General features: G+C 72.3%; 19 protein-coding genes. 16 read left to right on the top strand and 3 right to left on the bottom strand.

All coding sequences use genetic code 11. The features are described from left to right. The first annotated feature begins 90 nt into the window (after positions 1 to 90). Positions 91 to 1,440, top strand: coding sequence for a hypothetical protein (locus tag OG898_RS10250; protein ID WP_266956306.1), 1,350 nt, complete (start codon positions 91 to 93; stop codon positions 1,438 to 1,440). Here the strand turns inward: OG898_RS10250 and OG898_RS10245 are convergent. After that, the gene (locus OG898_RS10245; protein ID WP_266956304.1) at positions 1,394 to 2,404 is read right to left on the bottom strand and encodes an ATP-binding protein; all 1,011 of its coding nucleotides are present in this window, start codon (positions 2,402 to 2,404) and stop codon (positions 1,394 to 1,396) included. The two genes, OG898_RS10250 and OG898_RS10245, sit on opposite strands and share 47 nt — an antisense overlap. A 109-nt stretch (positions 2,405 to 2,513) precedes the next feature. On the opposite strand from OG898_RS10245, the gene OG898_RS10240 reads away from it, so the two are divergent. After that, the gene (locus tag OG898_RS10240; RefSeq protein ID WP_266956302.1) at positions 2,514 to 3,380 is read left to right on the top strand and encodes an oxidoreductase; all 867 of its coding nucleotides are present in this window, start codon (positions 2,514 to 2,516) and stop codon (positions 3,378 to 3,380) included. A 369-nt stretch (positions 3,381 to 3,749) separates the two neighbouring features. Here the strand turns inward: OG898_RS10240 and OG898_RS10235 are convergent, their stop codons facing one another. Beyond that, complete coding sequence (locus OG898_RS10235; RefSeq protein ID WP_250745380.1) at positions 3,750 to 4,619, bottom strand: HAD family phosphatase; 870 nt, start codon at positions 4,617 to 4,619, stop codon at positions 3,750 to 3,752. Positions 4,620 to 5,110: 491 nt separating this feature from the next. On the opposite strand from OG898_RS10235, the gene ssd reads away from it, so the two are divergent. From ssd to OG898_RS10200, 7 genes are all read left to right on the top strand, one after another. Next, the gene (gene ssd, locus OG898_RS10230) at positions 5,111 to 6,292 is read left to right on the top strand and encodes a septum site-determining protein Ssd (protein WP_266960180.1); all 1,182 of its coding nucleotides are present in this window, start codon (positions 5,111 to 5,113) and stop codon (positions 6,290 to 6,292) included. Beyond that, on the top strand, positions 6,289 to 7,437 hold the full coding sequence (locus tag OG898_RS10225) for a TadA family conjugal transfer-associated ATPase (protein WP_250745383.1): 1,149 nt from the start codon (positions 6,289 to 6,291) through the stop codon (positions 7,435 to 7,437). Before ssd ends, OG898_RS10225 begins: the two co-directional genes overlap by 4 nt. Before the next feature lie 11 nt (positions 7,438 to 7,448). Next, a complete protein-coding gene (locus tag OG898_RS10220; protein WP_250745506.1) occupies positions 7,449 to 8,318 on the top strand; it encodes a type II secretion system F family protein in 870 nt (289 codons plus the stop codon). After that, positions 8,318 to 9,094, top strand: a complete 777-nt coding sequence (locus OG898_RS10215) for a type II secretion system F family protein (RefSeq protein WP_266956299.1) — start codon at positions 8,318 to 8,320, stop codon at positions 9,092 to 9,094. Before OG898_RS10220 ends, OG898_RS10215 begins: the two co-directional genes overlap by 1 nt. A 195-nt stretch (positions 9,095 to 9,289) precedes the next feature. Then, complete coding sequence (locus OG898_RS10210; protein ID WP_250745508.1) at positions 9,290 to 9,481, top strand: DUF4244 domain-containing protein; 192 nt, start codon at positions 9,290 to 9,292, stop codon at positions 9,479 to 9,481. Then, positions 9,468 to 9,821 (top strand): TadE family type IV pilus minor pilin, encoded by a 354-nt coding sequence (locus OG898_RS10205; protein ID WP_250745387.1) that lies wholly within the window; start codon positions 9,468 to 9,470, stop codon positions 9,819 to 9,821. The genes OG898_RS10210 and OG898_RS10205 overlap by 14 nt, the downstream gene beginning before the upstream one ends. Before the next feature lie 26 nt (positions 9,822 to 9,847). After that, positions 9,848 to 10,219 (top strand): Rv3654c family TadE-like protein, encoded by a 372-nt coding sequence (locus OG898_RS10200; RefSeq protein WP_250745510.1) that lies wholly within the window; start codon positions 9,848 to 9,850, stop codon positions 10,217 to 10,219. 307 nt (positions 10,220 to 10,526) lie between these two features. On the opposite strand, the gene OG898_RS10195 is transcribed toward OG898_RS10200, so the two are convergent. After that, positions 10,527 to 12,998: a DEAD/DEAH box helicase gene (locus OG898_RS10195; protein WP_266956296.1), complete on the bottom strand. Its 2,472-nt coding sequence runs from the start codon at positions 12,996 to 12,998 to the stop codon at positions 10,527 to 10,529. An 81-nt stretch (positions 12,999 to 13,079) separates the two neighbouring features. On the opposite strand from OG898_RS10195, the gene bldG reads away from it, so the two are divergent. The 7 genes from bldG to topA all read left to right on the top strand — a co-directional run bounded on the left by bldG (position 13,080) and on the right by topA (position 23,361). Beyond that, entirely contained in the window at positions 13,080 to 13,421 is a 342-nt protein-coding gene (bldG, locus tag OG898_RS10190; RefSeq protein WP_243339893.1) for an anti-sigma factor antagonist BldG, read from the top strand. 101 nt (positions 13,422 to 13,522) lie between these two features. Then, positions 13,523 to 13,963, top strand: coding sequence for an ATP-binding protein (locus OG898_RS10185; protein ID WP_250745397.1), 441 nt, complete (start codon positions 13,523 to 13,525; stop codon positions 13,961 to 13,963). Between the two features lie 706 nt (positions 13,964 to 14,669). Next, entirely contained in the window at positions 14,670 to 17,087 is a 2,418-nt protein-coding gene (locus OG898_RS10180; RefSeq protein WP_266956293.1) for a sodium-translocating pyrophosphatase, read from the top strand. 213 nt (positions 17,088 to 17,300) lie between these two features. Continuing rightward, positions 17,301 to 17,867: a small secreted protein gene (locus tag OG898_RS10175; RefSeq protein ID WP_266956291.1), complete on the top strand. Its 567-nt coding sequence runs from the start codon at positions 17,301 to 17,303 to the stop codon at positions 17,865 to 17,867. Positions 17,868 to 18,134: 267 nt separating this feature from the next. After that, on the top strand, positions 18,135 to 19,700 hold the full coding sequence (locus tag OG898_RS10170; protein ID WP_250745403.1) for a methyltransferase: 1,566 nt from the start codon (positions 18,135 to 18,137) through the stop codon (positions 19,698 to 19,700). Between the two features lie 191 nt (positions 19,701 to 19,891). Beyond that, the gene (locus OG898_RS10165; protein WP_250745405.1) at positions 19,892 to 20,089 is read left to right on the top strand and encodes a hypothetical protein; all 198 of its coding nucleotides are present in this window, start codon (positions 19,892 to 19,894) and stop codon (positions 20,087 to 20,089) included. A 452-nt stretch (positions 20,090 to 20,541) separates the two neighbouring features. Beyond that, positions 20,542 to 23,361, top strand: coding sequence for a type I DNA topoisomerase (gene topA, locus OG898_RS10160; protein WP_250745408.1), 2,820 nt, complete (start codon positions 20,542 to 20,544; stop codon positions 23,359 to 23,361). The last annotated feature ends 70 nt before the right edge of the window (positions 23,362 to 23,431 follow it).

The following is a 23,431-nucleotide window of genomic DNA, read 5'->3' as shown; positions in this document are numbered from 1 at the left end:
ACCTTCCTTAAAACGGACCGCGTGGGACGTTGCGGCGCGGAAGTCCTGCGACGGAAGTGCGATGGAACTGCGACGGAAGGGGTGCGGCGGATGACTGCCACCACGAAGAGGCCCGCCACGAAGAAGGCCGCCAAGAAGAGGATCGCCGGCGGCCTCGTCGCCACGGCGCTGGTCCTGGGAGTGGCCGGGTGCAGCACCTCGGAGCCCGCCGGCCGTCCGGCCCCGGGAGGTCAGGCGGCCAAGAAGGGCGCGCCCGCGCCGGAAGGCCCGGCTCCGGGCAGCGTCAAGCGGCTCATCGGCGACGGCTCGACCTCGTACACGGGTCTGCAGCCGAACGTACAGAAGGCGGAGAAGCTGAAGCCCGGCGAAAAGCCGCCGCAGTTCGTCGTCTATTCGTGGGACGGGGCGGGCGAAGACAGCCAGAAGCTCTTCTCGCATTTCCGCGAGGTGGGCAAGAAGTACAACGCCCGCATGACGTACTTCCTCAGCGGCGTGTACATGCTCCCGGAGGAGAAGCGTTCCCTCTACACCGCGCCCCAGCACTCCCCGGGCCGCTCCGACATCGGCTTCGGCGACCCCCAGGGCATCAAGGACACCGCTCTCCAGGTGCGCGAGGCCTGGCTGGAGGGCAACGAGATCGGCACCCACTTCAACGGCCACTTCTGCGGACCCGAGGGCGGTGTCGGGACCTGGTCCGTGGAGGAGTGGAAGAGCGAGATCAACCAGGCGAAGTCGTTCGTCAAGAACTGGAAGACGAACTCGCCGGCCCTCAAGGGCATGGAGGCGCTCCCGTTCGACTACGACAAGGAGATGATCGGGGCCCGCACCCCCTGCCTCGAAGGCCAGAAGAACTTCATGCTGGCCGCGAAGGAGATGGGCGGCTTCCGCTACGACTCCAGCGGCATCAGCAAGCAGATCTGGCCGAAGAAGACGGACGGCCTCTGGGACATCCCGCTCCAGCTGGTCCCCATGCCCGGCCGCGCCTTCGAAACGCTCAGCATGGACTACAACTACCTGGTCAACCAGTCCGGTACGACCACGCAGGGCGACCCCTCGCAGCACGCGTACTGGGGTGAGCAGATGCGCGACGGCCTGGCCAAGGCCTTCGAGCGGACCTACCAGGGCAACCGCGCGCCGCTGATCATCGGCAACCACTTCGAGTCCTGGAACGGCGGCACCTACATGCGTGCCGTCGAGGACTCCATCAAGACCATGTGCACGCAGAAGGAGGTCCGCTGCGTGCCGTTCCGCGAGCTGGTGGACTGGCTGGACGCCCAGGACCCGAAGGCCCTGGAGTGGATGCGCACCCTCGACGTCGGCGAGGCGCCGAAGGAGGGCTGGAACAAGTTCCTGACGGCGGGGCCGCCGGCCAGGCCGGCCGCCCCCGCCGGGGTCAAGCCGGCTGCGGAGCCGGCAGACGCGAGTCAGAACGAGGAGTGAGCAGTTCCCGTAGGACGAAACCGGGGTCGATCTGGTCCGCCAGGTCGATCCCGGTCTTCGCGTTGCCCCAGCTCTCCGCGTTGCGCAGGTGGAAGTGGACCATCTGCTCGGTGTACCGCTCCCAGTCGCGGTGCGCGTAGGAGTCGTCCGCCGCGTCCTGCAGGGCCTGCAGGGCCAGCCGGTTGGTGGCCTCCAGCAGCTCGAAGGCGGCCGGGCGGCCCTTCTCCATCGCCCGGACCCAGTCCGACTGCCCGACGGTGACCAGCAGGTCCTCGCCGGCCTCGTCCTGGAGGAACTCGATGTCCTCCGGGCCCTGCACCTTGTTGCCGACGACCTTGAGCGTGATCCCGAAGTCCCGCGCGTACTCCTTGTACTGGCGGTAGACGGAGATGCCCTTGCGGGTCGGTTCGGCGACCAGGAAGGTCACGTCGAAGCGGGTGAACATGCCGGAGGCGAAGGAGTCCGAACCGGCCGTCATGTCGACGACGACGTACTCGTCCGGGCCGTCGGCGAGGTGGTTGAGGCAGAGCTCGACCGCGCCGACCTTGGAGTGGTAGCAGGCCACGCCCAGATCGGACTCGGTGAACGGGCCCGTCGCCATCAGCCGTACGGGCTCGCCGTCGAGCGTCACGGTGCGCGCGCAGGCGTCGTAGACGGGGTTGTCCTCGTCGACGCGCAGCAGCCGGGAGCCGGTGCCGGGCGGAGTGGTCTTGATCATCGTGTCGGCGGAGGCGATGCGCGGGTTGGAGCCCCGCAGGTACTCCTTGATGAGGGGCAGGTGCGCGCCCAGCGCGGGCAGCGAGGCCGCGTCGTCCTCGCTGAGTCCGAGCGCGGTGCCCAGGTGCTGGTTGATGTCGGCGTCCACCGCGACGACACGTGCTTCATTGGAGGCGAGGTGGCGGATGAAAAGGGAGGACAGCGTGGTCTTGCCGCTGCCGCCCTTCCCCACGAAAGCGATCTTCATGTTCACGAAGGGTAGTGGGTCGGTGGCTTTGTGTTGTGTGCCTGAGTGAAGAAGACCACTCCAAGGAGGGGTCGGTGCTATGGGGGAGCAGTGCGTAGGCTCCTTACTTATGAGTAGCGCCTCTGCTTCCGCCGCCTCTTCGGCCGCCTCTTCCGCTTCCGCCTCCGCCGACCCGCTCGCCCCGCTGGGCGCTCTGCCGGGCGTCTCCGAGTCCGTGGAATCCGTACGCAAGGCCGTGGACCGGGTCTACGGCCACCGCGTCATGCGCCGCCGCGCCGTGGCGGTCGCCTCGGAGGCCGCGCTGCGCGGAGCGCGCGGGAGCGCGGCGCTGTCGGGGGCCGACTGGGCGCTGGAGGAGGTCCGCCGCCGGAGCGACTTCGGCTCGGAGCCGGAGGCCCGCACGGTGGGCGCCGCCCTGCGCCTGACGGCCGAGGCGGGCCAGCTGCTGAGCATCTGGCGCCAGTCGCCGCTACGGGTCCTGGCGCGGCTCCACCTGGTGGCCTCGGGCTCCACGGCGGACGGTGACGTGGTCGGCCGGCCGCGCCTGGCCGGTGAGCCGGTGGACGAGCCGCTGATCGACCTGCCCCTGCCCGACGCGCAGGAAGTGGCGGGCCGGCTGGAGGGGCTCTCCGGCCTGATCATCGCGGGCGGCTCCGCTCCGGCGCTGATCACGGCGGCGGTGGTGCACGGCGAGCTGCTCGCGCTGCGTCCGTTCGGTTCGTACAACGGCCTGGTGGCGCGGACCGCGGAGCGGATCGTGCTGATCAACAGCGGCCTGGACCCGAAGGCGATCTGTCCTGCGGAGGTCGGGCACGCGGAACAGGGCCGGGATGCTTACGTGGAGGCCTTCAAGGGCTACGTCTCCGGGACCGCGGAGGGGATGTCGGCCTGGATCGCGCACTGCGGCCGCGCGATCGAGCTCGGTGTCCGCGAGTCGACCGCGGTCTGCGAGGCGCTCCAGCGCGGCGCGGCCTGACGGGCCCGGCGGGGCCTGACCGGGTCCGGACATGGGTTGCGGCGACACCGTACTGCTCTGGTGTCGCCGCTGGCATTTACGCCCAGTTACCAAGCGTCCTCGATGATTGCCCATCAGGTCGGGAGCTTTGCCCGTCACCTGGTGCGGCTGGCCCGTAATCGACGGGTCGACGTCGCGTGGGTGCTCGGCGTTCATGCTTCGGTCCGTGGGCCTTACTGCGTTTTAAAGATGATCCTCTCGGATGTTCTTTGGTCTCGCGGGCCGTTGCTTCATTTGTACTCCGCTTCGGAGTGGAGCGAAACCCCTGGCCGCATTTCTTTGCTTTCCGGTGCGAATCAGGGTGTATCGGACACCCGGTGTTCGCGCAGGTCAGCGGGGCGCGGCGGCGGCCAGGGCGCGTCGCCGGCTCGCGTACCAGACCAGTCCGGCGGTGGCCGCGGCCGCGCCCACCGCGGCGGCGGCGACCAGCGCGGGCCGTGCGGGCATCGACAGTCCGGGCAGTCGCTGCTTCAGCCGTACCGGACGGTTGAACACCAGCACCGGCCACTCGCGCGCCACCGCCTCCCGTCGCAGGGCCCGGTCGGGGTTGACCGCGTGCGGGTGGCCGACCGCTTCCAGCATCGGGATGTCGGTGGCCGAGTCGCTGTACGCGTAGCAGCGCGAGAGGTCGTACCCCTCGGACTCCGCGAGTTCGCGCACGGCCTCCGCCTTGGTCGGGCCGTAGGCGTAGTACTCGATCTCGCCGGTGAAGCAGCCGTCCTCGCCCACGACCATCCGGGTGGCGACGACCCGGTCGGCGCCCAGCATCTCGCCGATGGGCTCGACGACCTCGGCTCCGGAGGTGGACACGATCACCACGTCGCGGCCAGCGGTGTGGTGGGCCTCGATGAGGGAGGCGGCCTCGTCGTAGATCAGCGGGTCGATGAGGTCGTGCAGGGTCTCGGCGACGATCTCCCGGACCTGCTGCACGTTCCACCCCTTGCAGAGGGCGGACAGGTACTCCCGCATCCGCTCCATCTGATCGTGGTCGGCGCCGCCGGCCAGATAGATGAACTGCGTGTAGGCGGTGCGCAGCACGGCCCTTCGGTTGATCAGGCCGCCCTGGTAGAAGGACTTGCTGAACGTCAGAGTGCTCGACTTCGCAATGACCGTCTTGTCCAGATCGAAGAAGGCTGCGGTGCGAGGCAAGGAGTGCGGCAAGGGCTGATTTTCCACGACCCGAGCATATGCGCCCACCATTCGGCGTAAAGTGCGGCGCGTGGGTTTGCCTGAGAAGCCTCTCGGGTACACCATGGAAGTCACGGATCGTTCGCGACCGTGCTAACCCGGTCTGGCTCCTCCCCCCCCGAGTCGGACCGTGGGGACGACCCCCGCTCTCCCCCCCGGCGGGGGTCGTCGCATGTCCGGACGCGGTTTGCGTCCCTGCCTTCGACCCCAAGTGATCACTCCTCGGGCCTCCTCGTCTTCGAGGGGCCTGTGCGGCGAAGGCCCCCACCCCCTCGAACTCGTCACGGTGCGTAGTCGTTCCGGCGCGCTCCGGAACTCACCTGTTGGGGTGAGCGAGTTATTCACAATGAGGCGCCCGTCCACGGTTTTAGAGCAAGATCCACTTCTTTTTCCCGATCCCGTCACGGTGATTCCGGCCGCGAAGTCCGCGGCGCTGGATTTGCTGTGAGAAGGAGGCGGAGATCGTGGCTGGATCGAAGTCGTGTGAAGTCCGGGATCTCGCGATGGCGGGCGGGGACGGGCCGAATCCCGGGGCCGGAGGGCCTGCGGCCGCCGGCGGACGGCCGCTGATCATCACCGAGGACCCCCTGCTGCTCGACGACCTGCTGCGGCTGTGCGCCGCCGCGGGGGCCGAGCCGCATGTGCAGCACGCGGTGCCGGAGCAAAGCGGAGCCGGTGGTGACGAGAGGGGCGGCGGGGGCGGCGCGAGGGTCGTCGGGGTCGCGGGAGTCGTGGGGGTCGGCTGGGAATCGGCGCCGCTCGTCCTGGTCGGCGACGATGCCGCGCGGCGGGTGCGCGGCGCACCCCGGCGGGACGGGGTCTTCCTCGTCGGCCGGGATCTGGACGACCCCCACGTATGGCAGCGGGCCCTGGAGATCGGCGCCGAGGAGGTGCTGACCCTCCCCGACGCCGAGAACCGGCTCGTCGACCGGATCGCCGATGTCGTGGAGGGGGCCGGACGGCCCGCCCTCGCGGTCGGGGTGATCGGGGGCAGCGGCGGAGCCGGAGCCTCCACCCTCGCCTGCGCGCTGGCCCTGCGGGCCGCCCGGGCCGGGGAGCGGACCATCCTCATCGACGGCGACCCCCTCGGCGGCGGCATGGACGTCCTCCTCGGAGGCGAAACCGCCGAAGGACTGCGCTGGCCCGACTTCGCCGCCTCGCGCGGCCGCGTCGGCGCCGGAGCCCTGGCGGAATCCCTGCCCGAACTGCACGCCCTGCGGGTGCTCAGCTGGGACCGCGGGGACCGCGTGGTGGTGCCGCCCGCCGCGATGCGCTCGGTGGTGGCCGCCGCGCGGCGCCGGGGCGGGGTCGTCGTGGTCGACCTGCCGCGCCGGGTCGACGAAGCCGTCGCCGAGGTGCTCGCGCAGCTGGACCTGGTGCTCCTGGTGGTGCGGGGCGAACTGCGGGCGGTGGCCGCGGCCGGCCGGGTGGCCGCGGGAGTCCGGATGGTGGCCCGCGACGTCCGCGTGGTCGTACGGGGCCCCGCGCCCGGCGGACTCGACGCGGAAGCCGTCGCCGGACTCCTGGGGGTGCCCCTGGCCGGCGAAGTACCGGTCGAGGTGGGACTCCCGGGCCGGGTGGCCGAGGGCGAGCCCCCGGGATCGCACGGGCGGGGCGCCCTCGCCCGCTTCTGCGACGGCTTCTGGCAGCACGCGCTCGGCTCCGCCCAGGGGGTGGCGGTATGAGCGCCGTTCTCCTCGACGCGGTGCGCCAGCGGCTCGCCGAGAGCGGGGCGGAGCCCACCCCGGCGCGGGTGGCCGCGGCCCTGCGGGCCCAGGGCCGGCTGCTGGGCGACGCGGAGGTGCTCGGCGTCGCCGCCGAGCTGAGGTCCGAACTGGTCGGCGCGGGCCCGCTGGAGGCACTGCTCGCCGACCCCGAGGTCACCGACGTCCTGGTGGCGGCCCCCGACCGGGTGTGGGTGGACCGCGGCGGCGGGCTGGAGCTGACCGGGGTGACCTTCACCGACGCCGCCGCCGTGCGCAGGCTCGCCCAGCGGCTCGCCGCCGTCGCCGGGCGCCGCCTCGACGACGCCCGGCCCTGGGTGGACGCCCGGATGCCCGACGGCACCCGCTTGCACGCCGTACTGCCCCCGGTGGCCGTCGGATCGGCGTGCCTGTCCCTGCGGGTGGTGCGGCCGCGCGCCTTCACGCTGGAGGAGCTGGTCACGGCGGGGACGCTGCCGCCCGGCGGGCAACGGCTGCTGCGGGACATGGTGCGGGCCCGGCTGTCCTTCCTGGTCTCGGGAGGGACGGGCACCGGCAAGACCACGCTGCTCAGCGCCCTGCTCGGGCTCGTCGGCCCCGGGGAGCGGATCGTGCTCGCCGAGGACTCGGCCGAGCTGCGGCCCGACCATCCGCACGTGGTGCGGCTGGAGACCCGGCCGGCCAACCAGGAGGGTGCGGGTCAAGTCACCCTCGCCGACCTGGTCCGCCAGGCGCTGCGGATGCGGCCGGACCGGCTCGTCGTCGGCGAAGTCCGGGGCGCCGAGGTCGCGGACCTGCTGGCCGCCCTCAACACGGGTCACGAAGGCGGCTGCGGCACGGTCCACGCGAATGCCGCCGCCCATGTGCCGGCCCGGCTGGAGGCCCTCGGGACGGCTGCCGGGCTGGACCGGGCCGCCCTGCACAGCCAGTTGGCGGCAGCCCTGACCCTGGTGGTCCACCTCGTACGGGACCGGACCGGCCGGCGCCGGGTCGCCGAGGTGCACGTCCTGGAGCGGGACCCCGCCGGGCTCGTGGTCACCGTGCCGGCGCTGCGCTGGGGCGCCCGCGGGTTCGTACGGGACCGGGGCTGGGAGCGACTGCGCCCGCTGCTCGCAGGTGCCCGGTGAGCGCCGGGGCGATGGCGCCGCTGCCGGTGCTCGCCGGAGTGCTGTGCGCCGGAGCGGCGGCCTGGGCGCTGGCCGGGGCCGACGGGGTGTCCCGGCGGGCCAGGGCGGTGCTGGCCGGGCCGGGGCGGCCGGCAGCGGCGGGGCCGGCGCCGTGGGAGCGGCTGGCGGCCGGAGTCCGGGTCCGGGCCGCGCAGAGCAGGGAGTGGGCCTGCCTGGGGGCCGGGCTGGTGCTCGCGCTGCTGGGCGGGTCGGTGATCCCGCTGCTCGCGGGGGCGGCGGCGGTACCGCTGGTGCGCCGGTGGCTGCGGGCCGGGCAGCGGGCGCGGGCCAGGACGGCGCGGGCCGCCGAAGTGGTGGCCCTGTGCGGCGCGGTGGTGGGCGAACTGCGCGCCGGGGCGCAGCCGGGCCGGGCACTGAGCGAGGCGATGCGCCGCACGGTGTCGGGCCCCGGCGGGCCGGGAGCCGCGGAGACCGGGGTCCTGGCGGCCGCGGCCTTCGGCGGGGACGTTGCCGCGGCACTGCGGCAGGCGGCACGGGAGCCCGGCGCGGAGGGGCTGGCGGCGATGGCGGCCTGCTGGCGGGTCTCGGTGGACGGCGGCGCCGGGCTGGCCGCCGGACTGGACCGGCTGGAGGGAGCCCTGCGGGCCGAGCGGGACCGGGAGGAATCACTGCGCGCCCAGCTCACGGGAGCGAGATCGACGACAGCGGTACTGGCCCTGCTCCCGCTGGTCGGCCTGCTGATCGGTACCGGGCTGGGCGCCGATCCGCTGCGCGTGCTCCTGCACACGCCGGTGGGATGGGGCTGCCTGCTGGCGGGCGCGGTGCTGGAGGCGCTGGGGCTGCTGTGGTGCCGGCGGATCGTACGGGTGGGGGAGCGGTGATGGACGGCTTCGCCATCCACAGGCTGGGGACGGCCCTGTGCCTCGCGACGGCGGCGCTGTGCGCGGCGGCGCTGGTGGCGGCACGGATCAGGGCGCGGGCGGCCAGGCGCCGGCTCACCCGGCTGCTCGCGGTGGAGGCCGCGCGCAGGCGACCGCTGCCCGGGCCCCGGCTGCGGGCGGCGCTGACGGTGTGGGCCGGGCCGGCCGGAGCGCTGGCGGCGGCCTGGGTGCTGATCGGCGGGCTCGCGGGCGTGGCGGCCGGCTGCGCGGCGGGCTTCGCGGTCCGCAGGTGGCTCGCGCGGCGACGGCCGGCCGCGGGGGTGGACCTCGCGGAGGCCGAGCGCCAGCTCCCCTTCGCCGCCGACCTGTTGGCCGCCTGCCTGGCAGCCGGAGCCGGGCCGGTGGACGCCGCCGAGGCGGTGGGGGAGTCGCTGGGCGGTCCGGTGGGCGAGAGGCTGGCGACGGCCGGGGCGGAGCTGCGGCTCGGCGGCGAACCGGGCGCCGCGTGGGGGAGGTTGGCGGAGATACCGGGAGCCCGCGCCCTGGCCGAATGCCTGGAGCGCTCCGCGCGTACGGGGGCGCCCGCCGCGGAACCGGTCTCCCGGCTCGCCTCGACGCTCCGGGCGGACCGCGCGCGCCGGGCGGGGGCCCGGGCGCAGCGGGCGGCGGTCCTAGTCACCGCGCCGGTGGGCCTGTGCTTCCTCCCCGCCTTCCTCGCGCTGGGAGTGGCGCCGGTGGTGATCGGAATGGCCTCCGGCCTCCTCTCCGGCAGCTGAAGGCCACTTGGGGGACATCTGAAGATCCGTCTGAACGGCTACCTGATGAACGGCCACCTGGACGGCCGCCTGAATGGCCGCCCTGAATGGGCCGACTGAAATGACCATCCGACATCCGAGATCTGAGAACACGTCGAAAAGCTGAATCAACGGGAGGTTGTCATGTCGATCATCTGGATTCGCGTGCGGGTTGCAATGGCGGGACTGGTGGGACGCGCGCGACTGAAGGGTCGTGGAGGCGACGCGGGGATGTCCACGTCCGAATACGCCATGGGCACGATCGCGGCGTGTGCGTTCGCGGCCGTTCTGTACAAGGTGGTGACGAGTGAACTGGTTGCGACGGCACTTCAGTCGACCATCGGGAAGGCACTCGATGCGCCGTTCTGACAGCGGATTCGTGACGGCGGAGGCGGCCCTGGTGATTCCGGCGCTGGTGCTGTTCGCGGGGCTGCTGGTGTGGGCGCTGATGGCGGCCGCCGCGCAGATCCGGTGTGTGGACGCCGCTCGGGCCGGTGCCCGGGCGGCGGCCCGGTCGGAGCCGGCGGGCGCGGCGGTGGCGGCGGCCGAGGCGGCGGCCCCGCCCGGGGCGCGGGTGGAGCTCTCGCGGACGGGCGACCTGTGGCGGGTCCGCGTCTCGGCTCCGGCCCCGGGCCCGGCCGCGCTGCCGGTCCGCCTCACCGCCCTGGCCGCCGCCCTGGCCGAGGACACCGTCGGGCCGCCGCCGTGAGCCGCCGCGGGGGCCGCGGGGGCCGCCTGGGGGAGCGCCGCCGCCTGCGGCCCCGGGACCGGGACCGGGGGTCGGCCACGGTGTGGGGGGTCGTGGTGGTGACCGTGCTGATGGCGGTGTTCGGCGGGGTGCTCCTGCTCGGGCAGGCCGTGGTCTCCCGGCACCGTGCCGCGGCCGCCGCCGACCTGGCCGCCCTCGCCGCGGCCGCGAGCTGGGCCCACGGCCCGGAGGCCGCCTGCGCCACGGCGGTACGGGTGGCGGTGGCGCAGGGCGTGCAGATCACCGGGTGCGTGGTGACGGGGGAGGTCGCGGAGGTCACCGCCCGCACCCCGACGGGCCCCTTCCGACCGGAGCTGCGCTCCCGCGCGGGCCCACCGCTGCCCGGGGAGCCCCGATGAGGGGCCCTCCCCCGGGGAGGGGTCCCGGGAACGGCTCGCCCGTTTCTGGGAGGGGCTGAGGGGCCCGTCCCCGTCTGGGTGGGGCCCCGAGGGTGCCCGCGCCGTCCGGGAGGGGCTGAGGGTGCCCTGGAGGCTCGTCTGGGAGGGGTTGGGGGGTGCGGGAGTGGTTCCCCGGGCGGCTGTCCCGGTTTGGGTGGCACCAGGGGCGATATCCAGCCAATCGCTGGTGAGGCCGTGAAGCCTCAGTTCCGCCTGTCGGCCCCGCCTGCCCCGCCGGCCCGGGTCCCGGTCCCGGGGGCCGGAGGGCTCAGGGGGTTGCCGGTGGGGTGGGGGGTGGGGATTCCGAGAGGAGGTGGGTGAGGAGGCGGACGGCGCCGCGCTTGTGCAGCGGGTCGTTGCCGTTGCCGCACTTGGGGGACTGGATGCAGGAAGGGCAGCCGGCCTCGCACTCGCAGGCGGCGATCGCGTCGCGGGTCGCCGTCAGCCAGGCGCGGGCCGTGTGGAAGGCGCGCTCGGCGAAGCCCGCACCGCCCGGGTGGCCGTCGTAGACGAAGACCGTCGGGAGGAGGGTGTCGGGATGCAGCGGGACGGAGACCCCGCCGATGTCCCAGCGGTCGCAGGTGGCGAAGAGCGGGAGCAGGCCGATGGAGGCGTGCTCGGCGGCGTGCAGGGCGCCGCCGAGGATCTCCGGGTTGATCCGGGCCTCGTCGAGCTGGTCCTCGGTGACCGTCCACCACACGGCCCGGGTGCGCAGGGTGCGGGGCGGCAGGTCCAGTTTGGCTTCGCCGAGCACCTCGCCGGTGATCAGTTTGCGGCGCAGGTAGGAGACCACCTGGTTGGTGACCTCCACGGACCCGAAGCAGAGCCGGCCCCGGCCCCAGGCGATCTCCGTCTCGGTCTCCAGGACCGAGATGGCGGTCGTGTCGCGGGCCGTCGTGGAGAACGGCGGGTTCGCCTCCTCGACCAGCGCGACCGAGTCCTCCAGGTCCAGCTGCTTCACCAGGTACGTGCGGCCCTGGTGGAGGTGGACCGCCCCGTCGTGGACGGCGGTGTGGGAAGCCTCTTCGTCGACCGTGCCCAGCAGGCGGCCCGTGGCGGCCTCGACGATCTGGACCGGGCGTCCGCCGCCGCCCCGGATGTCGGTGAGGTCCGAGGCCCGTTCCCGGCGGGTCCAGTGCCAGGCCGTGGCCCGGCGGCGCAGCAGTTTCGCCGCTTCGAGCTGGGGGAGGAGGTCGCGTGCCGCCGGGCCGAAGAGGTCGAGGTCGGGCTCCGTGAGGGGTAGCTCGGCCGCGGCCGCGCACAGGTGCGGGGCCAGGACGTACGGGTTGTCGGGGTCCAGGACCGTGGCCTCCACGGGCTGCTGGAACAGGGCCTCGGGGTGGTGGACCAGGTAGGTGTCCAGCGGGTCGTCGCGGGCGACCAGGACGGCCAGCGCGCCCTGGCCCGAGCGCCCGGCCCGGCCGGCCTGCTGCCACAGGGAGGCGCGGGTGCCCGGGTAGCCGGTGATCAGGACGGCGTCCAGGCCGGAGACGTCCACGCCCAGCTCCAGGGCGGTCGTCGCGGCCAGGCCGAGCAGGTCACCGGAGTGCAGGGCCCGTTCCAGGGCCCGGCGCTCCTCGGGCAGGTAGCCGCCGCGGTAGGCCGCGACCCGCCGGGGCAGGGAGCGGTCCACGGCGGCGAGCTTCTCCTGGGCGATCACCGCGATCAGCTCGGCGCCGCGCCGGGAGCGGACGAAGGCGACCGTGCGGACGCCCTGGACGACCAGGTCGGTCAGCAGGTCCGCGGTCTCGGCGGTGGCCGTACGGCGTACGGGGGCGCCCCGCTCGCCCTTGAGGTCGGTCAGGGGCGGCTCCCACAGGGCGAAGACGACCTCGCCGCGCGGGGAGGCGTCGTCGGACACCTCCACCACCGGCAGGCCCGTCAGCCGGGACGCGGCGGTCGCCGGGTCGCTCGCGGTGGCGGAGGCCAGCAGGAACACGGGATCGGAGCCGTAGCGGGCACACAGCCGGCGCAGCCGCCGCAGGACCTGGGCGACGTGGGAGCCGAAGACGCCCCGGTAGGTGTGGCACTCGTCGATGACCACGTAGCGCAGGGCCCGCAGGAAGGAGGACCAGCGCGGGTGGGCCGGGAGGATCCCGCGGTGCAGCATGTCGGGGTTGGTGAGGACGTAGTTCGCGTACTGGCGCACCCACTCGCGTTCCTCGACCGGGGTGTCTCCGTCGTAGACGGCGGGCCGGACGGCGTTTCCGAGCGGGCCGGCCAGTTCCCGTACGGCGCGGCGCTGGTCGGCGGCCAGGGCCTTGGTCGGGGCCAGGTACAGGGCGGTCGCGCCCCGGCCGTTGGGCGCCTCGGCCCCGTCGGCGAGGGCGGAGAGCACGGGCGCGAGGTAGGCCAGCGATTTGCCCGAGGCGGTGCCCGTGGCGACGACCACGGACTCCCCGTCGAGGGCGTGCTCGGCAGCCGCGGCCTGGTGTTCCCACGGATGGTCGATCCCGGCGGCCTGAATTGCGGCTACGACATCAGTTCGGATGCGATCGGGCCAGACCGCATGACGACCCTCCCGAGGGGGCAAGTGCTCCGTATGGGTGATGCGCGCAGCCCGGGAAGGCCCCCGTGACAGCCGGTCCAGGACCGTGCCGGGGGTGGGTCTGACGTCCTCGGGTGCCGTGGGCGGACCGGGACGGTGAGTGTTGGCCATTGGAACCGAGTGTGTCACCGGCGTGCGGGACAATGGTCTGAAGGCGTCGTGCGCGCCTGCCGGTAAGTGATTGAATGCCATCGCGGCAGCCAATCCCTCTCCCACCTCCGGGTGGGGAGGCCCCTGGGGGGCGCCGCTCGATAGCAAGGTGCTGGAGGATCCGTGGACCTGTCCCTGTCGACTCGCACTGTCGGCGACCGTACGGTCGTGGAGGTCGGTGGCGAGATTGATGTGTATACCGCGCCCAAGCTGCGCGAGCAGTTGGTCGAGTTGGTGAACGACGGCAGCTACCACCTGGTTGTCGACATGGAGCGAGTGGACTTCCTCGACTCCACCGGACTTGGTGTGCTCGTGGGAGGCCTCAAGCGCGTCCGCGCGCACGAGGGCTCGCTGCGTCTGGTGTGCAACCAGGAGCGCATCCTGAAGATCTTCCGAATCACCGGTCTGACCAAGGTGTTTCCGATCCACAACTCGGTGGAAGACGCCGTCAACGCCACCGACTGACGGCGCTCGGCGGCGAAACGGCCGATAATGGAGCGGGGGGTACCGGGCCACAAGCGGTCCGGGCCCCTGTAAGGCACGCCCGTAGTCCGAGGGGGACGCGCATGGCCACCGTTGAACTGCGCTTCAGCGCCCAGCCCGAACACGTCCGGACGGCCCGCCTGGTCGCGGCCGCCGTGGCGCGGCGGGCCGGTGTGGAGGAAGCCGTCCTCGACGAGGTCCGCCTCGCCGTGGGCGAGGCCTGTTCGCGTGCCGTCGGACTGCATCGCACCAACGGGCTGACCGCGCCCGTCCGGGTGGTGCTGACCGAGGAGGAGAAGGTGTTCTCCATCGAGGTCAGCGACGAAGTGCCCGGACCGGCCGGCGGTTCGGCTGCCGCCGTGCCCGGGATGGACGCCGTCCTGGACCCCGACATCGAGGGCGAGGACGAGATGGGCCTTGCCGTGATCAGCGGTCTGGTCGACGACGTCGACGTCATCAGCGGGGAAAACGGCGGGACCATCCGGATGAGCTGGCCCGTGTCGGGGACCTCCGAACTGCCGTAGCCGGCGGTTGCCCGGTCGGCCGCGGCTCGACCGCCGCCGGTCACGTCTCGCTGCCCGCTCGCCGCAGGCCGCGGCTCGCTGCCCGACCCCTACGTGCCCGCCAGGTGGCCCCGTGCCGCCCGGGGGGTTTTCGTGCTGCCCCGGCCCTCGTGTCCCCGGTGGGGTCTCCTGGGACGGCGGGTTCCCGTGGTGGGGGCGGCGGGGTCCCCTGGGGGCCGCGGGTTCCCGTGGGGGCGGCGGGTTCTCGTGGGGCTCGGCGGGTTCTCGTCCCGTCCCGTGGGTTTGGTGCTTCCCCGTCTGTTTCGGGTCCCGGGCGGGCTCTGTGGCGGGCGGTTCTCGGCGTCCGGTCGTCTGGCGACGGGGGACCGGGCGGGTGTCAGGAAGGCGTCTCAGGCGCCTTGGTGCGGGCGCCGATGACGTTCCGCCGCGCGTGCCGACGTATCTTCCGATCTTATTCAAGGCCCTGCCGAGCAGGGCCTTTTGTGTGCCAGTAGATCAATTCCGTGATCGTTCTCCGGCGGATTTCCCGATCGCTGATCAAGCGTCAATGCTTTTGCCCCGTTACCACTTTCGAGGGTAATGGAGTGACCAGATCTATTGGTGAGGAGCAAGTGCGGGCCAATTCCGTTTCCTGCGTACTGTTTTGATCTGGTTCCGCTCCCTACAATCCGTCCACATCTTGAGCTCATCACGTCAAGGAGGACGAATGACGGGGCTCTTCACCCCTATCGCGCCGGGTCGCACCACAGACCTGGCATCCGCAGTACTCACGGATGACAATCGGCTCATCGTGATCGTCATTGCGGCCGTGGCCATCGCCGCGCTCGTCGTCGCGCAGATCCTGGTCCGCCAGGTCCTCGCCGCCGACGAGGGAACCGACTCCATGAAGGAGATCGCCGCCGCCGTCCAGGAAGGCGCCAACGCCTACCTCGGCCGGCAGCTCCGCACGCTCGGCGTCTTCGCCGTCGTCGTGTTCTTCCTGCTGTTCCTGCTCCCCGCCGACGACTGGACGCAGCGGGCGGGACGTTCCGCCTTCTTCCTCGTCGGCGCCATCTTCTCGGCCGCCACCGGCTACATCGGCATGCGCCTCGCGGTCCGTGCCAACGTCCGCGTCGCCGCCGCCGCGCGCGAGGCCACCCCCAGAGAGGGCGAGCCCGCCAAGGACCTGACCGAGGTGTCCCACAAGGCCATGCGGATCGCGTTCCGCACCGGCGGCGTGGTGGGCATGTTCACCGTCGGCCTCGGCCTGCTCGGCGCGTCCTGCGTCGTGCTCGTCTACGCCGCCGATGCGCCCAAGGTCCTGGAGGGCTTCGGCCTCGGCGCCGCGCTCATCGCGATGTTCATGCGTGTCGGAGGCGGCATCTTCACCAAGGCCGCCGACGTCGGCGCCGACCTGGTCGGCAAGGTCGAGCAGGGCATTCCGGAGGACGACCCGCGCAATGCCGCGACCATCGCCGACAATGTGGGCGACAACGTCGGAGACTGCGCGGGAATGGCCGCCGACCTCTTCGAGTCGTACGCCGTCACCCTCGTGGCGGCCCTCATCCTCGGCAAGGCCGCCTTCGGTGACCTGGGCCTGGCCTTCCCGCTGATCGTCCCCGCCATCGGGGTGGTCACCGCGATGATCGGCATCTTCGCGGTCTCCCCGCGGCGCAGCGACCGCAGCGGAATGACCGCCATCAACCGCGGCTTCTTCATCTCCGCCGCCATCTCGCTGGTCCTCGTCGGGATCGCCGTCTACGCGTACCTGCCGGGCACGTACAAGGAGCTCGTCGGCGTCGACGACGCCGCGATCTCCGGGCACTCCGGCGACCCGCGGATCCTGGCGCTGGTCGCCGTCGCCATCGGCATCGTGCTCGCGGCCCTGATCCAGCAGCTCACCGGCTACTTCACCGAGACCAACCGCCGTCCCGTCCGGGACATCGGCAAGTCCTCCCTGACGGGCGCCGCCACGGTCGTGCTCGCCGGCATCTCGGTCGGCCTGGAGTCCGCCGTCTACACGGCGCTGCTCATCGGCCTCGGCGTGTACGGGGCGTTCCTGCTCGGCGGCACCTCGATCATGCTGGCGCTCTTCGCCGTGGCGCTGGCCGGCACCGGCCTGCTCACCACCGTCGGCGTCATCGTCGCCATGGACACCTTCGGCCCGGTCTCCGACAACGCCCAGGGCATCGCGGAGATGTCCGGGGACGTCGAGGGCGCCGGCGCGCAGGTGCTGACCGACCTGGACGCGGTGGGCAACACCACCAAGGCCATCACCAAGGGCATCGCCATCGCCACCGCCGTGCTCGCCGCGGCCGCGCTCTTCGGCTCGTACAACGACGCCATCGCGGGTGCGGTGAAGGAAGTCGGCGTCAAGACGGCCGGGGAGATGAACCTCAGCCTGGACATCGCCCAGCCCAACAACCTGGTCGGGCTGATCCTGGGCGCTGCCGTCGTGTTCCTGTTCTCGGGCCTCGCCATCAACGCGGTGTCCCGTTCGGCCGGCGCGGTGGTCTACGAGGTGCGCCGCCAGTTCCGGGAGCACCCCGGGATCATGGACTACACCGAGAAGCCCGAGTACGGGCGCGTCGTGGACATCTGCACCAAGGACGCGCTGCGCGAACTCGCCACGCCGGGGCTGCTCGCCGTCCTCACCCCGATCGCCGTCGGGTTCACGCTCGGCGTCGGAGCGCTCGGTTCCTTCCTCGCCGGCGCGATCGGCACCGGCACCCTGATGGCGGTCTTCCTCGCCAACTCCGGTGGCGCGTGGGACAACGCGAAGAAGCTCGTCGAGGACGGGCACCACGGCGGCAAGGGCAGTGCGGCCCACGAGGCGGTCGTCATCGGCGACACCGTCGGCGACCCGTTCAAGGACACCGCCGGTCCCGCCATCAACCCACTGCTCAAGGTCATGAACCTGGTGGCGCTGCTGATCGCCCCCGCGATCGTGCAGTTCAGCTACGGCGCGGACGCCAGCCCGACCGTACGGGCGATCGTCGCGGTCCTCGCGATCGGCGTCATCGTCGGCGCGGTGTACGTCTCCAAGCGCCGCGGCATCTCCGTGGGCGACGACGGGGCGGGCGAGGGCGCGACCGCGGAACGGGTGGGCCAGCAGGGCGACCCGGCGGCGGCGGTCTCTTCCTGAGACGACTGTCACGGGCCTGACCCGGCTCTCGTGGGCCTGAACCGGCTCTCGCGGGCCTGAACCGGCTCTAGTGGGCCTGACACGGCCCGACTCGACCGTACGCCCGAATGGCGGACGGGGGGCGCGGACTGACGCGCCGTCCGTCCGCCTTTGCGTTTCCCGGATGGTGGGCGTGTATCTTCCGGGCCGAGAGCCTTCGAAGGGACCAATCCGGTGAACAAGAAGCTTGCGGCCGCGGTATCGGGCGCTGCGGTGCTGATGCTCGTCCTGTCCGGCTGCGGCGGGGACGACGGCGACAAGAAGACCGACGCCTGGGCCAAGAAGGTCTGCGACAGCTGGCAGCCCGAGCTCAAGAAGATCGAGCAGGCGAACGCCGACATCAAGCGGGTGGCGACCGAGAGCAGCAAGCCCGAGGAGGTCCAGGCGACCGACTCGGCGGCCTTCGGGACCATGTCCGAGTCGTACAAGGCGATGGGTACGGCCCTCACGGGTGCGGGAGTTCCGCCCGTCAAGGACGGGGAGAAGACCCAGGCCGCAGCGGTCATGGGCTTCGAGTCGACGTCGGCGGGCTACACCGCTCTGAAGACGAAGATGGACGCCCTCGACGCCAAGGACCAGGGCAAGTTCGCCGAGGGCCTCAAGGAGGTGGCGGGCGGCCTGGAGGAAGCGACCAAGGGCGGCAAGGAAGCCCTCGACCAGCTCAAGGCGGGCGGGCTGGACAAGGCGATGAACAGCCAGAAGGGCTGCCAGGTGACGACTCCGTCGCCGGCGAAGTCCTAGGAGTTCGAGAGGTTCCAGGACCTCTGGAAGTTCCAGCGCGGGCCGCCGCCTTGCGGCGGCGCCGCACCCACCGGGGCGGCCGGGATCCTTCGGGACCCCGGCCGCCCCGGCGCATGTCCGGGGACGGGTCGGGCCGTACGGAGCTGCGCCCGGTCGGGGCCCGTTCCGGGGTGCGGCCCCCGGGCGGGAGCTCCCGAAGGCGACGGGTGCCCGCGCCGAAGGCCGTGTGGCGCGGGCAATGGCGGCGGCAGCGGCCACAATGGGCGGGTGAGTACCACCAGCCTTCCCCCCGGTCTGCCCGCCCGCCTCCCCTCGTCGGCCCGCGCGGCCGAGCTCCGCGCCGCGTTGCTCGCCGCGGGCTTCACCGCCGACGGCCTGCTCGACCTGCTCGGTGCCCCGGCGTACGCCGCGCTGGCCCGCAGCGAGACCGTCCCCGCCCTGCGCGCCACGCGGAGCCGCGGCGACGGGCCGCTCGCGAGCCTGACCCGGCTGTTCCTGCTGCGGCAGCCGGTGCCGTACGTGCACGCCGCGCAGGCCCTGCCCGTCGATGCGGCGCTGGCCGACGGCTGGCTGCGGCGCGAGGGCGACGAGGTGCACGCCACCGTGGACGTGCGCCCGTACGGCGGTCCGGACGGCGAGGACTGGTTCATCGTCTCCGACCTCGGCTGCGCCGTCGGCGGGGCCGGCGGGATCGGCAGCCGCGAGGAGGGCGTGGTGCTCGGTGTCGGCGGCGCCTCCACGACGCTGGCCGGGATCACCATCCGCACCCCGGTCGGCTCGGCGCTCGACGTCGGCACCGGATCCGGGATCCAGGCGCTGCACGCCGCCCAGCACGCGACCCGGGTCACGGCTACCGATGTCAACCCGCGGGCCCTGGAGTTCACCCGGTTGACGCTGGCGCTGTCGGGGGCCCCCGAGGCGGAACTGCTCGCCGGGTCGCTGTTCGAGCCGGTCGGCGCGGCCACGTACGACCTGATCGTGTCGAATCCGCCCTTCGTGATCTCCCCCGGAGCCCGGCTGACGTACCGGGACGGCGGGATGGGCGGCGACGACCTGTGCCGGACCCTGGTCCAGGAGGCCGGAGCCCGGCTCAACCCGGGCGGATTCGCGCAGTTCCTGGGCAACTGGCAGCACGTGGAGGGCGAGGACTGGCACGACCGGGTACGGGCCTGGGTGCCGCGCGGCTGCGACGCCTGGATCGTGCAGCGCGACGTGCAGGACGTGACGCAGTACGCGGAGCTGTGGCTGCGCGACGCGGGCGATCACCGCACCGACCCCGCCGAGTACGAACAGCGGTACGAGGACTGGCTGGACGAGTTCGAAGCCCGCAAGACCAAGTCGGTCGGCTTCGGCTGGATCACGCTGCGGCGCAGCGACGCGGCCGAGCCGTCGATCGTGGTCGAGGAGTGGCCGCACTCGGTGGAACAGCCGCTCGGGGAAGCCGTCCTGGCGCACTTCGCGCGCCAGGACTACCTGCGCGACCACGATGACGCGGCCCTGCTCGCGGGCTATTTCCGGCTGACCGAGGAGGTCGTGCAGGAGCAGGTCGGCGCGCCCGGCGCGGAGGATCCGGAACACGTCGTGCTCCGGCAGAACCGCGGCATGCGGCGCGCCACCAAGGTCGACACGGTCGGGGCCGGCTTCGCCGGGGTGTGTGACGGATCACTGAGCGCGGGGCGGATTCTGGACGCCATCGCCCAGCTGGTGGAGGAGGACCCGGTGGTCCTGCGGGACCGGACGCCCGAGGCGATCCGGATGCTGGTGGAGCAGGGGTTCCTGGAGCCGGTGACCGCGGCGGAAGCGGAAGCGGGCGCGGAAGCCGCCGGGGAGTAGGGCCGACGGCGCGGCCGTGCGGTCGTGCGGTCGTGCGGCCGAGCGGTCGGGTCGCCGCGCAGTCGGGAAGGCGCGCAGCCGGAGCCAGGATGTAACCCCAGGTTCGTCTGCAGTCTCCCCCCGGCTGAAATCCTCCCGTCAGCGGGATCCGGGGGGATCCCGAGAGCGGCCCGGGGGATGTGGGGAACGGCATGGAGCACGGTCCGACGATCTTCGCGGCGGCCGTGTTCCTGCTGTTCGGGGCCGCTCTGCTGGCCTGGACGGGGGCGCGCGCCCCACGCGGCGCGCCGGTGGCCGAGGGCGTGCGCCCCGTCGTGGCCGTACCACTGGCCCTGCTCGCCGGCGGGGCCTCGCTGGCCCTCGGGGTCTGGTGCCTCGGGCGGCTGTGAGGCCGGGGGCGCCTTCCTGAGGCGAAGCTCACGGGGCCGGAAGGCTCCGCGGTGGTCCGGCCCCGGCGGCCGGGGCGGTGTCGCCCCTGGTGGGGGTGGGTGCTGCGGTCCGGCAGGGGTGGGGCTCGGGAGTCGCGGCCGTGGAATCGGCCGGATGTCGCCCACGTCCGGCGGCGCGCCGGGTTTCCTCCGCTCGTCCGGAATGCGCGCAGGATCGTAAAGCACGACGTGAAGCGGGGTCCCGGGGCGGGGCCAGACGGCCCTTCGGCCACTCTGGCCGGTGAGTGCGCAGGGCCCGGCGCGGCATCCGGGCGGCAGAAATGGCACTTGTCGGGTTACCGTTCGAGTGGCCGTTGCGGGCTTCTGCCGTTTGACACGGGGGCGGGTTGTACCGTCACACTCCGCAGCGTCGCCGTACTGCGACCGAGTGCCGACCGGAGAGAAGAGCCAAGTTGTCCCCGACTAGCGAGACCGCAAAGGGCGGCCGCCGACTCGTCATCGTCGAGTCCCCTGCCAAGGCGAAGACGATCAAGGGCTATCTCGGCCCGGGATACGTCGTCGAGGCGAGCGTCGGGCACATCCGCGACCTCCCGAGTGGCGCGGCCGAGGTTCCCGACAAGTACACCGGTGAGGTCCGCCGTCTCGGTGTGGACGTCGAGCACGACTTCGCGCCGATCTACGTCGTCAACGCCGATAAGAAGGCCCAGGTCAGGAAGCTCAAGGAGCTGCTGGCCGAGTCCGACGAACTCTTCCTCGCCACCGATGAGGACCGCGAGGGCGAAGCCATCGCGTGGCACCTGCAGGAAGTCCTCAAGCCCAAGGTCCCCGTCCACCGGATGGTCTTCCACGAGATCACCAAGGACGCGATCCGCGACGCCGTCGCCAACCCGCGCGAGCTCAACCAGCGCATGGTCGACGCCCAGGAGACCCGCCGCATCCTCGACCGCCTCTACGGCTACGAGGTCTCGCCGGTCCTGTGGAAGAAGGTCATGCCGAAGCTGTCGGCGGGCCGCGTCCAGTCGGTGGCCACCCGCATGGTGGTCGAGAAGGAGCGCGAGCGCATCGCCTTCCGCTCGGCCGAGTACTGGGACCTGACCGGCACCTTCGCCACCGGCCGCGCCGGTGACGCCTCCGACCCCTCCACGCTGGTCGCCCGCCTGAACACGGTGGACGGCAAGCGCGTCGCGCAGGGCCGCGACTTCGGTTCGACCGGGCAGCTCAAGAGCGAGGTGCTGCACCTCGACGAGACGAACGCGCGGGCGCTGGCCGCCGCGCTGGCGGAGACCTCGTTCGCCGTCAGGTCCGTCGAGTCCAAGCCGTACCGCCGCTCCCCGTACGCCCCGTTCCGTACGACGACGCTCCAGCAGGAGGCCTCGCGCAAGCTCGGCTTCGGTGCGAAGGCGACGATGCAGGTGGCGCAGAAGCTGTACGAGAACGGCTTCATCACCTATATGCGTACCGACTCCACGACGCTCTCCGACACCGCGGTGTCGGCGGCGCGTGCGCAGGTCACGCAGCTCTACGGGGCCGAGTACCTGCCGGAGAAGCCGCGCGTCTACGCAGGCAAGGTCAAGAACGCGCAGGAGGCGCACGAGGCGATCCGTCCTTCGGGTGATCGTTTCCGCACCCCGGCCGAGACCGGTCTGACCGGCGACCAGTTCCGCCTGTACGAGCTCATCTGGAAGCGCACCGTCGCCTCCCAGATGAAGGACGCGGTCGGCAACTCGGTGACCGTGAAGATCGGCGGCCGGTCGGCCGACGGCCGTGACGCCGAGTTCTCGGCCTCCGGCAAGACGATCACCTTCCACGGGTTCATGAAGGCCTACGTCGAGGGCGCGGACGACCCGAACGCCGAGCTCGACGACCGTGAGAAGCGTCTCCCGCAGGTCGCCGAGGGCGACGCGCTGTCGGCCGAGGAGATCACGGTCGACGGCCACTCGACCAAGCCGCCGGCCCGCTACACCGAGGCCTCGCTGGTCAAGGAGCTGGAAGAGCGGGAGATCGGCCGCCCGTCGACGTACGCGTCGATCATCGGCACGATCCTGGACCGCGGGTACGTCTTCAAGAAGGGCACGGCGCTCGTGCCGTCCTTCCTGTCGTTCGCCGTGGTCAACCTGCTGGAGACGCACTTCGGACGGCTCGTCGACTACGACTTCACCGCCAAGATGGAGGACGACCTCGACCGCATCGCGCGGGGCGAGGCGCAGTCCGTGCCGTGGCTCAAGCGCTTCTACTTCGGCGCGGAGGACGCCACCGAGGTCGTGCCGGCCGACGGTGACGCGCTCGGCGGCCTGAAGGAGCTGGTGACCGACCTGGGCGCGATCGACGCCCGGGAGATCTCCTCCTTCCCCGTCGGCGAGGGCATCGTGCTGCGGGTCGGCCGCTACGGGCCGTACGTGGAGCGCGGTGAGAAGGACGCCGAGGGCCACCAGCGGGCGGACGTCCCGGAGGAGCTGGCCCCCGACGAGCTGACGGTCGAGTACGCGGAGGAGCTCTTCGCGAAGCCGAGCGGCGAGTTCGAGCTGGGCAAGGACCCGATCAGCGGGAACGAAATCGTCGCGAAGGACGGTCGCTACGGGCCGTACGTGACGGAGATCCTGCCCGAGGGCACTCCGAAGACGGGCAAGAACGCGGTCAAGCCGCGGACGGCCTCGCTGTTCCAGTCGATGAGCCTGGACACGGTCACGCTCGAGGACGCCCTGCGTCTGATGTCCCTTCCCCGGGTCGTCGGCGTGGACGCGGAGGGCGCGGAGATCACCGCGCAGAACGGCCGCTACGGCCCGTACCTGAAGAAGGGCACGGACTCGCGGTCGCTGGAGACCGAGGACCAGCTGTTCGCCATCACCCTGGAGCAGGCGCTCGCGATCTACGCGCAGCCGAAGCAGCGGGGGCGCGCGGCCGCGAAGCCGCCGCTGAAGGAGCTGGGGACGGACCCGGTCAGCGAGAAGCCGGTGGTCGTCAAGGACGGCCGGTTCGGCCCGTACGTGACGGACGGCGAGACGAACGCGACGCTGCGGCGGGACGACGACGTCGAGACGATCACGCCGGAGCGGGGCTACGAGCTGCTCGCGGAGAAGCGCGCCAAGGGTCCGGTGAAGAAGACGGCCAAGAAGGCTCCCGCGAAGAAGGCCCCGGCGAAGAAGGCGACGGCGACGAAGACCGCTGCCGCCAAGAAGACGACGACGGCCAAGAAGGCGACGGCGGCGAAGAAGACGACGGCCAAGAAGACGGTCGCGAAGAAGACGGCGGCGGCCGCTTCGGCGGACGAGTAGTCGCAGAAGCGGGGCCCGCGCACTGCGCGCGGGCCCCGCTTTGTGCTTTCCAGCCGTCCGGCGTTTGAGG

This window comes from Streptomyces sp. NBC_00193 (genome assembly GCF_026342735.1).
Taxonomy (GTDB): Bacteria; Actinomycetota; Actinomycetes; order Streptomycetales; family Streptomycetaceae; genus Streptomyces; species Streptomyces stoeckheimensis.
The sequence above is the reverse complement of the archived record's forward strand: the minus strand, read 5'-3'. Positions and strand labels throughout refer to the sequence as shown.